Annotated in this window: 7 protein-coding genes, 2 tRNA genes and 1 pseudogene; 6 read left to right on the top strand and 4 right to left on the bottom strand. The window is 65.4% G+C overall.

The window, feature by feature from the left end; all coding sequences use genetic code 11:
• The first annotated feature begins 667 nt into the window (after nt 1–667).
• Together K3M35_RS23525 and K3M35_RS23520 are read left to right on the top strand one after the other, a co-directional pair.
• Entirely contained in the window at nt 668–1,813 is a 1,146-nt protein-coding gene (locus tag K3M35_RS23525) for a DNA (cytosine-5-)-methyltransferase (protein ID WP_220667062.1), read from the top strand.
• A gap of 11 nt (nt 1,814–1,824) precedes the next feature.
• Nucleotides 1,825–2,274, top strand: coding sequence for a very short patch repair endonuclease (locus K3M35_RS23520; RefSeq protein WP_220667060.1), 450 nt, complete (start codon nt 1,825–1,827; stop codon nt 2,272–2,274).
• Between the two features lie 30 nt (nt 2,275–2,304).
• Here K3M35_RS23520 and K3M35_RS23515 read toward each other — a convergent pair whose 3' ends face one another.
• Both K3M35_RS23515 and K3M35_RS23510 read right to left on the bottom strand, forming a co-directional pair.
• Nucleotides 2,305–3,453, bottom strand: a complete 1,149-nt coding sequence (locus tag K3M35_RS23515; protein WP_064062008.1) for an acyl-CoA dehydrogenase family protein — start codon at nt 3,451–3,453, stop codon at nt 2,305–2,307.
• Complete coding sequence (locus tag K3M35_RS23510) at nt 3,453–4,685, bottom strand: acyl-CoA dehydrogenase family protein (protein ID WP_064853103.1); 1,233 nt, start codon at nt 4,683–4,685, stop codon at nt 3,453–3,455. The genes K3M35_RS23515 and K3M35_RS23510 overlap by 1 nt, the downstream gene beginning before the upstream one ends.
• Before the next feature lie 378 nt (nt 4,686–5,063).
• On the opposite strand from K3M35_RS23510, the gene K3M35_RS26420 reads away from it, so the two are divergent.
• From K3M35_RS26420 to K3M35_RS26410, 3 genes and pseudogenes are all read left to right on the top strand, one after another.
• Nucleotides 5,064–5,303: a hypothetical protein gene (locus K3M35_RS26420; RefSeq protein WP_230826342.1), complete on the top strand. Its 240-nt coding sequence runs from the start codon at nt 5,064–5,066 to the stop codon at nt 5,301–5,303.
• Nucleotides 5,264–5,362, top strand: a pseudogene (locus K3M35_RS26415) (LLM class F420-dependent oxidoreductase); the annotation flags it as partial. The gene K3M35_RS26420 and the pseudogene K3M35_RS26415, both read left to right, overlap by 40 nt.
• A gap of 73 nt (nt 5,363–5,435) precedes the next feature.
• The gene (locus K3M35_RS26410; protein ID WP_019290319.1) at nt 5,436–5,564 is read left to right on the top strand and encodes a hypothetical protein; all 129 of its coding nucleotides are present in this window, start codon (nt 5,436–5,438) and stop codon (nt 5,562–5,564) included.
• Nucleotides 5,565–5,991: 427 nt separating this feature from the next.
• Here the strand turns inward: K3M35_RS26410 and K3M35_RS23500 are convergent.
• Both K3M35_RS23500 and K3M35_RS23495 read right to left on the bottom strand, forming a co-directional pair.
• Nucleotides 5,992–6,064 (bottom strand) — tRNA-Arg (locus K3M35_RS23500).
• 37 nt (nt 6,065–6,101) lie between these two features.
• Nucleotides 6,102–6,193, bottom strand: a tRNA-Ser gene (locus tag K3M35_RS23495).
• A 148-nt stretch (nt 6,194–6,341) separates the two neighbouring features.
• Between K3M35_RS23495 and hisC the strand changes: the two genes are divergently transcribed.
• Entirely contained in the window at nt 6,342–7,421 is a 1,080-nt protein-coding gene (hisC, locus tag K3M35_RS23490) for a histidinol-phosphate transaminase (RefSeq protein WP_064853102.1), read from the top strand.
• The last annotated feature ends 53 nt before the right edge of the window (nt 7,422–7,474 follow it).

The following is a 7,474-nucleotide window of genomic DNA, read 5'->3' as shown; positions in this document are numbered from 1 at the left end:
CCTGAGCCAGGATCAAACTCTCCGTTGAAGACTCACAATCACCCCCAAAAAAGGGGCAATCAGTCAAAGACAAAAGAGTCAAATCACTAGCAAAAAAACTCAAACTAGCTCAAACACTGATCATCCCAGACGGAAGAATGAGACGATCAGCAAATACCCACCCCATCGAAAATGATGGAGCGGAGTACCAAAAATATTTGGCACTGACATTCATCGGCACACTGTTGAGTTCTCAAAGAACACGCACACATCATCACGCTTCGGACTGACGTCCGACCCGCTCTGAGGCAACTGTTCCAGCCTACTTCCTCGTCCTCACGAACGCAAGTCCGTGTGGTTTTCGGAACCAGGGGCGGCTCGAAACCTTACCAGAAGGTTTGTAGCCATCAAATTCGCAGGCGCCTTCGTCCAACCTCGTTGTCCCGTTCCTCTCGGCCCGGGTCGGTGTCCGTGTCGCTCTGACCTGGAATAAGTTACGCGAACATCTCCGAGAACACCAAATCGCCAGGTCAAGGGCGGTTTCGATGGCCCGGTGCCCTTCACAGGAGGGGTAGGACGACCCCTCCATCGTGGTGCTCGTCGCGTCCGCTCACGGATCGTCCTACTTCTCGAGTAACGTTCACCGTTGAGCTGAGCGAGGAAGGGTGCCGTGACGTCGACGGGGAACATGGTGGGGTTGTTCGCCGGTATCGGCGGTCTGGAGCTCGGACTCGGGCGACACGGGTGGAACACCGAACTCCTCTGCGAGATCGAGCCGGGTGCTCAGGCAGTACTACGTACGCGCTTCCCCGACGTTCCGCTCCATCCGGACGTCACGCGTCTCCGCTCTCTCCCCCGCGATACGGAACTGGTCGCCGCAGGCTTCCCGTGCCAGGATCTCTCTCAGGCCGGACGCACGGCCGGCATCACGGGATCGAAGTCCGGGCTCGTCGACGAAGTGTTCCGTCTCGTGAAGCGTAAGAACGGTCCGCGCTGGCTCGTCGTCGAGAACGTTCCCTTCATGCTGCAGCTCGGCCGGGGTGCAGCGATGCGCCACATCACCGACGCCCTCGAGGAGCTCGGCTACATGTGGGCCTACCGCGTCGTCGATGCCCGCGCCTTCGGTCTCCCCCAACGGCGGCACCGCGTCCTGATGGTCGCCTCTCGTACCGACGATCCCCGCACGGTGTTGTTCGGCCAGGACGCCGGCATGCCCATGGAGGGCAATCCCGATCTGTTCCCCTGCGGCTTCTACTGGACCGAAGGTGTGCGCGGTCTCGGATGGGCAGTCAACGCCGTACCCACGCTCAAGGGCGGTTCGACGCTCGGTATCGCCAGCCCCCCGGCCGTGCGACTGCCGTCCGGTGAGATCGTCACCCCCGGCCTGACCGACGCGGAGAGGCTCCAAGGCTTCGACGCCGATTGGACGGCTCCTGCCGTCGAGGCGCCCGGCGTCCGTGCCGGACACCGGTGGCGTCTGGTCGGCAATGCCGTCAGCGTGCGGATGGCGTCGTGGGTGGGCCACCGTCTGAACAACCCCATCGCGTACAGCTCCGACCACGAGGCCCCGCTGCTTCCGGGCGACACGTGGCCGACCGCCGCGTGGGGCGCCCGCGGACAGGCGTTCCGCGTGCACGAGTCGCAGTGGCCCGTCCAGGCTCCTTACGAGGACCTCGGCGGTTTTCTCCTCGACGCCCGTCTGCTGTCGGCGCGGGCGACGGCAGGATTCCTCCGACGCGCACGCTCCGGCAACCTGCGCTTCCTGCCCGGATTCCTCGAGGACGTCGAGAACCACCTCGAACGCATGGGTGGCTTCCCCCGAGTGGCGGCCTGAAAGACACCGTGATGGCGGCGTCGGATCGGCCCGGGACGGATCCGCGTACGAGTGCGCGGATGAGCCGGCAACGCCGACGCGACACCGTTCCCGAAGTGGCGTTGCGCAAGGAACTGCATCGCCGGGGGCGGCGGTTCTTCGTCGACCGCGCTCCTCTGCCGGGGATGCGACGCCGGGCCGACCTCGTCTTCCCTCGTCGTCGGGTCGCGGTCTACGTGGACGGCTGCTTCTGGCACAGCTGCCCGCAGCATGCGACGTTCCCGAAGAACAACGCCGAGTGGTGGGTGGCCAAGCTCGCTGCCAACGTGCAGCGCGATCGGGACACCGATGCGCGCTTGCAGGCCGCGGGCTGGGCGGTGGTGCGGGTGTGGGAGCACGAGGATCCCGTCGTCGCCGCGACGCGCGTGGAGGATGCTCTGTCGGCTCCGCCGGAAACGGATGCAGGGCCGGCGCAGGGGTGATCCCCCGCACCGGCCCCTGGACCGATCCGATCAGCCCTTCGTGAGCTGTGCGTACCGGGCGACGTGCTGTTCGGCGGTGCCGAACTCGTACTCGATCGCGGTCAGTCGCTTGAAGTAGTGCCCGACGGCGAGTTCCTCCGTCATGCCCATGCCGCCGTGGAGCTGGACGGCGTTCTGGCCGACGAAGCGTGCCGCACGGCTGATCGTCGCCTTCGCGGCCGAGACCGCGCGTGCCCGCGTGGCGTCGTCGCTGTCGAGATGAAGAACGGCCAGGTAGACGGCGGACACCGCCTGCTCGACCTCCATGTACATGTCGACCATGCGGTGCTGGAGTGCCTGGAAGCTGCCGATGGGCTGACCGAACTGCTGACGCTGCTTGGCGTACTCGACGGTGTCGGTGAGCACCTTGCGCATCAGACCCACGGCTTCGGAGGACACGGCGGCGGTCGCCTCGTCGATGCCGCGCGAGACGGACGGCCATGCGCTGCCCTCCTCGCCGAGCAACGAGTCGGCGGGCAGTCGCAGACCCGAGAAGACGATGTCGGAGGCGCGTCGGTCGTCGATCGTGCGGTAGGAGTGGATCTCCACACCGGTCGGCGGGTTCGTGGGGTCGAAGTCGACGAGGAACAGCGAGATGCCGTCGGTGTCGGTGCGCTCGCCCGACGTGCGGGCGGTGACGAGCAGGTGCGTTGCGAGCGGAGCGCTGGTGATGACGGTCTTCTCACCGTCGACGACCCACTCGTCGCCCTCGCGACGCGCGGTGGTGGACACGTCGTGGAAGACGTATCCGGAGGTGGGCTCGGTCGCGGCGAACGCCGTGACGGCTTCACCGGCAGCGATCGCCTCGAGGACGGACCGGGCTCGATCGACCCCTGCACGACCGAGCAGCCCGCCCCCGAGGACGACCGTGTCGACGTACGGTTCGATGACGAGTGCGTGCCCGAGCGCCTCGGACACCACCATCAACTCGACCGGTCCGCCGCCCATCCCCCCTACCTCTTCCGGGAGCGTGGCCCCGAGGATTCCGAGATCCTCGGCGAATGCCCGCCACACCTCCGGTTGCCAACCTTCGCCGGTGGTCGCGACCTTCCGGCTTTGCGCCAGGTCGTAGCGACCGGCGAGGAACTTGGTGACCGAATCACGAAGGAGCTCCTGCTCCTTGCTCAAACCGAAGTCCATCAGAGCCCCAATGCTGCTTTGGCGAGAATGTTTCGCTGGATCTCGTTGCTGCCGGCGTAGATCGACCCGGCGCGGTCGTTGAAGTAACGCAGCGGCGCGACAGCCTGCCACTCCTCACCGCTGACGTAACCGTCGGCGGGCGGCACGTAGTCGGCCACCGGACCACCGGGCGCGGTGATGTGCGGCTGGTAGACCCGACCGCGCGGACCGGCCGCCTCGAGGGTCAGCCGGGTGATCGTCTGGCTGAGTTCGGTGCCCAGGATCTTGAGCATCGACGACGCGGGGCCGGGGTTCTTGCCCGCGGATAACGCTGCAAGAGTGCGGTATTCGAGGATCTCGAGTACGTCGGTGCGGATACGTGCCTCGGCGAGCTTGGCGGAGAACGCCGGATCGTCGATGAGCCTGCCACCCGACGGACCGGGCTGTTCGGCGGCTTCCTCGGCGATTCGTTCGGCCATGACCTGCAGGGCCGGCGCTGCCGCCGCTCCCCCGCGTTCGAAGACGAGCAGGTATTTCGCGACGGTCCAGCCGTCGTCGATTTTCCCGAGCACGTTCTTCTTCGGGACGCGCACACCGTCGAAGAAGACCTGGTTCTGCACTTCCTCACCGGACGTCATGACCAGAGGGCGGATCTCGATGCCGGGCGAGGTCATGTCGATGAGCAGGAAGGTGATGCCCTGCTGCTTGCGACCGGTCTTCGACGTGCGCACGAGCGCGAACATCCAGTTCGCCTCGGTGGCGTGCGTGGTCCAGATCTTGCTGCCGGTGACGATCAGGTCGTCGCCGTCGTCGACCGCCGCCATGCTGAGCGACGCGAGGTCGGAGCCGGCCTCGGGCTCGGAGTAGCCCTGACAGAAGAAGACCTCACCTGTGAGGATCCGGGGCAGGAAGTAGCTCTTCTGTTCTTCGGTGCCGTAGGCGACGATCGCGTGCGCGACCATGCGGATGCCCATCGGCGACAGGTTCGGGGCGCCCGCGAGGATCGACTCGCGGCTGAAGATGTAGTGCTGCGTTTGCGTCCAGTCGCATCCGCCGTACTCGACCGGCCAGGCCGGCGCCGCCCAACCACGCTCATGGAGGATGCGCTGCCACTCCATGCTCGCTTCGTGGTCGGAGTACACGCTCGTCGCGAGTCGGCCGGCCCGCCGCAGTTCGGGCGTCAGCTTCTCCTCGAGAAACGATCGCACCTCGTCTCTGAAGGCGGCGTCGGCCTCTGACCACGCAAGTTCCATGTCTTCTCCCCGCAGAGCGCGACCGCCGTTGCCGGACCATCGTGCGAATTCTCGTTAACTTTTTGAGAGTGGTACGAAATTTACTTCCACCCCAGCGGGCTCGTCAATAGACGGATATCACCTGCGGTACCGGCAGGATCTCCGACCGGGGACACGAACGATCGAGTCCCCGACTCCAGGTGGAGGGTCAGCTCGACACAAAGACGGAACGTTCACTCGTAGCGCAGGACCGGGGACGGTGGCGTTTCACCTCATGACTGCGGTCACATACTCTGATGGAACCTTGTTCTTGATAATGTAAACGTCACTCTTTCATCGTCGGCGCGCATCGAAAATTCGGAGGGCATTCGAGTGAAGTTCCGGAGCGGGACCGCATTCATGAAGGCCACGGAGATGCCGGCCGCCGCCCGCATGCTCGACGACGCCGGATTCCACGGCCTGCTCGTCTCGGACCACCTCATCTACCCGAAGGAGTTGAAGACGGTCTACCCCGGGCACGAGAGCGGCAAGCCGTTCTGGTCGCCGGAGACCGGGTCTCCATCGGACTGTCCGCGGGATGGATGCGCGAGGAGTTCGAACTGCTCGGCCAGGACTTCGACAACCGCGGGCCCCGGCTGAACGAGATGATCCGGGCGCTGCGCGAACTGTGGAAGGGAGGATGGGTCTCGTTCCGGGGCGAGTACTACGACATCCCCGAAATGACCATCGAACCCCACCCGCCGAGCCCGGTACCGATCCTGTGCCGGCGTCATGGTGTCGCCGTGGGCCAACTGGGAGGCCACCCACTCGGGCGACCACGATCACCTCCTCGGCACCGCCGAGCAGTACCGCGCGCCGATCGAGGACTTCGCCGAGAGGATCATCGCGAAGCTCACGTGAGCGCAACCGGAAACAGCAATCCTCGAACGAGAAAACCCTCACCGACAGGATCGATGAGGGTTTGGTCTGTGTGCCCGAAGGGGTCGAACCTAGCCTGTCAGGCGGACGTAACCGTCCGGTCGGCACCTCTGCCGCCAACTCGTCGTACCAGATCATGACGTCGTCGTAGTCGGGAGCGCCCTCCGGTGTCGCGACATTGTCACGGAGGCACTGGGCAAGAATCTCCATCTGTTTGTTGGACCAGGACCGATCTTGCACACACCCTCCTGTAGTCCGGGGAAGTCACGTGACGCCCCTTGCGGAGTGAAGATAGCCACAAAGATGTCGCTGAAGCCGGTCAGCAAGCCGTGTCGATTCTGTGTCGTGGCGACTCCGTAACCAGATACGAGAAAACCCTCACCGGAGTACCGGTGAGGGTTTTCGTGTGTGCGCCCGAAGGGATTCGAACCCCTAACCTTCTGATCCGTAGTCAGATGCTCTATCCGTTGAGCTACGGGCGCATGTGTATTCAATTGTCGTTGGTGACGCTACACCAACTGGCGGAGGCGAGAGGATTTGAACCTCCGGTCCCCGGTAAGGGGGACAACTCATTAGCAGTGAGTCCCATTCGGCCGCTCTGGCACGCCTCCTCGGGGATTCGATGCTCTCGAACCGCCGGATCGAAACATTACACATGCCCCCAAGGGAAACGCAAAACGCCTGGTCAGAGGCGTGTAGATGGACGGTCTCCCCCATCCTGCCGACCGGCGGTCACACGACGAGGCGCATAATCGGCTCGTGACTCCACAGACCCGCCCCGACCTCGAATCGATCCCCGCCTACGTTCCGGGCCGCTCGTTCCCCGGTGCGGTGAAGCTCGCCAGCAACGAGACGACCATCGGTCCGCTCCCCAGCGTCCGGGAGGCGATCGCCGACGCTGCCGCCGGCCTCAACCGCTACCCCGACAACAGCGCGACGGAGCTCATCGCGGCACTGTCGGAACGACTCGGCGTCCCGACCGAGCAGATCGCCGTGGGCTGCGGATCGGTGAGCCTGTGCCAGGAGCTCGTGCAGATCACGTGCGATGCGGGCGACGAGGTGATCTTCGCGTGGCGGTCGTTCGAGGCGTACCCGATCATCGCGGCCGTCGCCGGCGCGACCGCCGTGCGCGTCCCGAACACCGCGGACCACGGTCACGACCTGAAGGCCATGCTCGCCGCGATCACCGACCGCACGCGGCTGATCTTCGTGTGCAATCCCAACAATCCCACCGGGTCGCTGCTGGGCAAGGAGGAGCTCGCGCAGTTCCTCGACGCCGTCCCCGAGCACATCGTCGTCGCCCTCGACGAGGCGTACTTCGAGTACGTCCGCCCCGAGCCCGGTGAGGATCTGGCCGACGGTCTCGAGCTCGCGGAGGGTCGCCGCAACGTCGTCGTGCTCCGCACCTTCTCCAAGGCCTACGGTCTCGCCGGTATCCGCGTCGGATACGCGGTCGCCGACCCGTCCGTCGTGACGGCGCTGAGCAAGGTCCACACCCCATTCTCCGTGAACTCGCTCGCCCAGACGGCTGCCGTGGCCTCGCTCGCCGCCGCGACCGAGTTGCTCGCGCGCACCGAGGGCGTCGTCGCCGAGCGGGAACGGGTCCACGCGGCACTCGTCGAGGCCGGCTACGAGGTGCCCACGAGTGCCGCGAACTTCCTCTGGCTGCCGCTGGGTGAACGCTCCGCCGCGTTCTTCGAAGCCGCAGCGGAGGCAGGCGTGGTGCTCCGCAACTTCACGGGCGAGGGCACCCGGGTGACGATCGGCGACCCGCACGAGAACGACCTCTTCCTCGACTTCGCAACCGGGCAGGGACGGGCACTCGCCGGCATCGGCTGATCCTGTGACGAGACCCAACCGTTATAGCTGGGTATCGGTGGCGTGATCCGGCC

The organism is Rhodococcus sp. DMU2021 (genome assembly GCF_019641445.1).
GTDB classification, from domain to species: Bacteria; Actinomycetota; Actinomycetes; order Mycobacteriales; family Mycobacteriaceae; genus Rhodococcus; species Rhodococcus pyridinivorans.
Note: the sequence above shows the minus strand (reverse complement) of the source record. Positions and strands in the feature narration are given on the sequence as shown.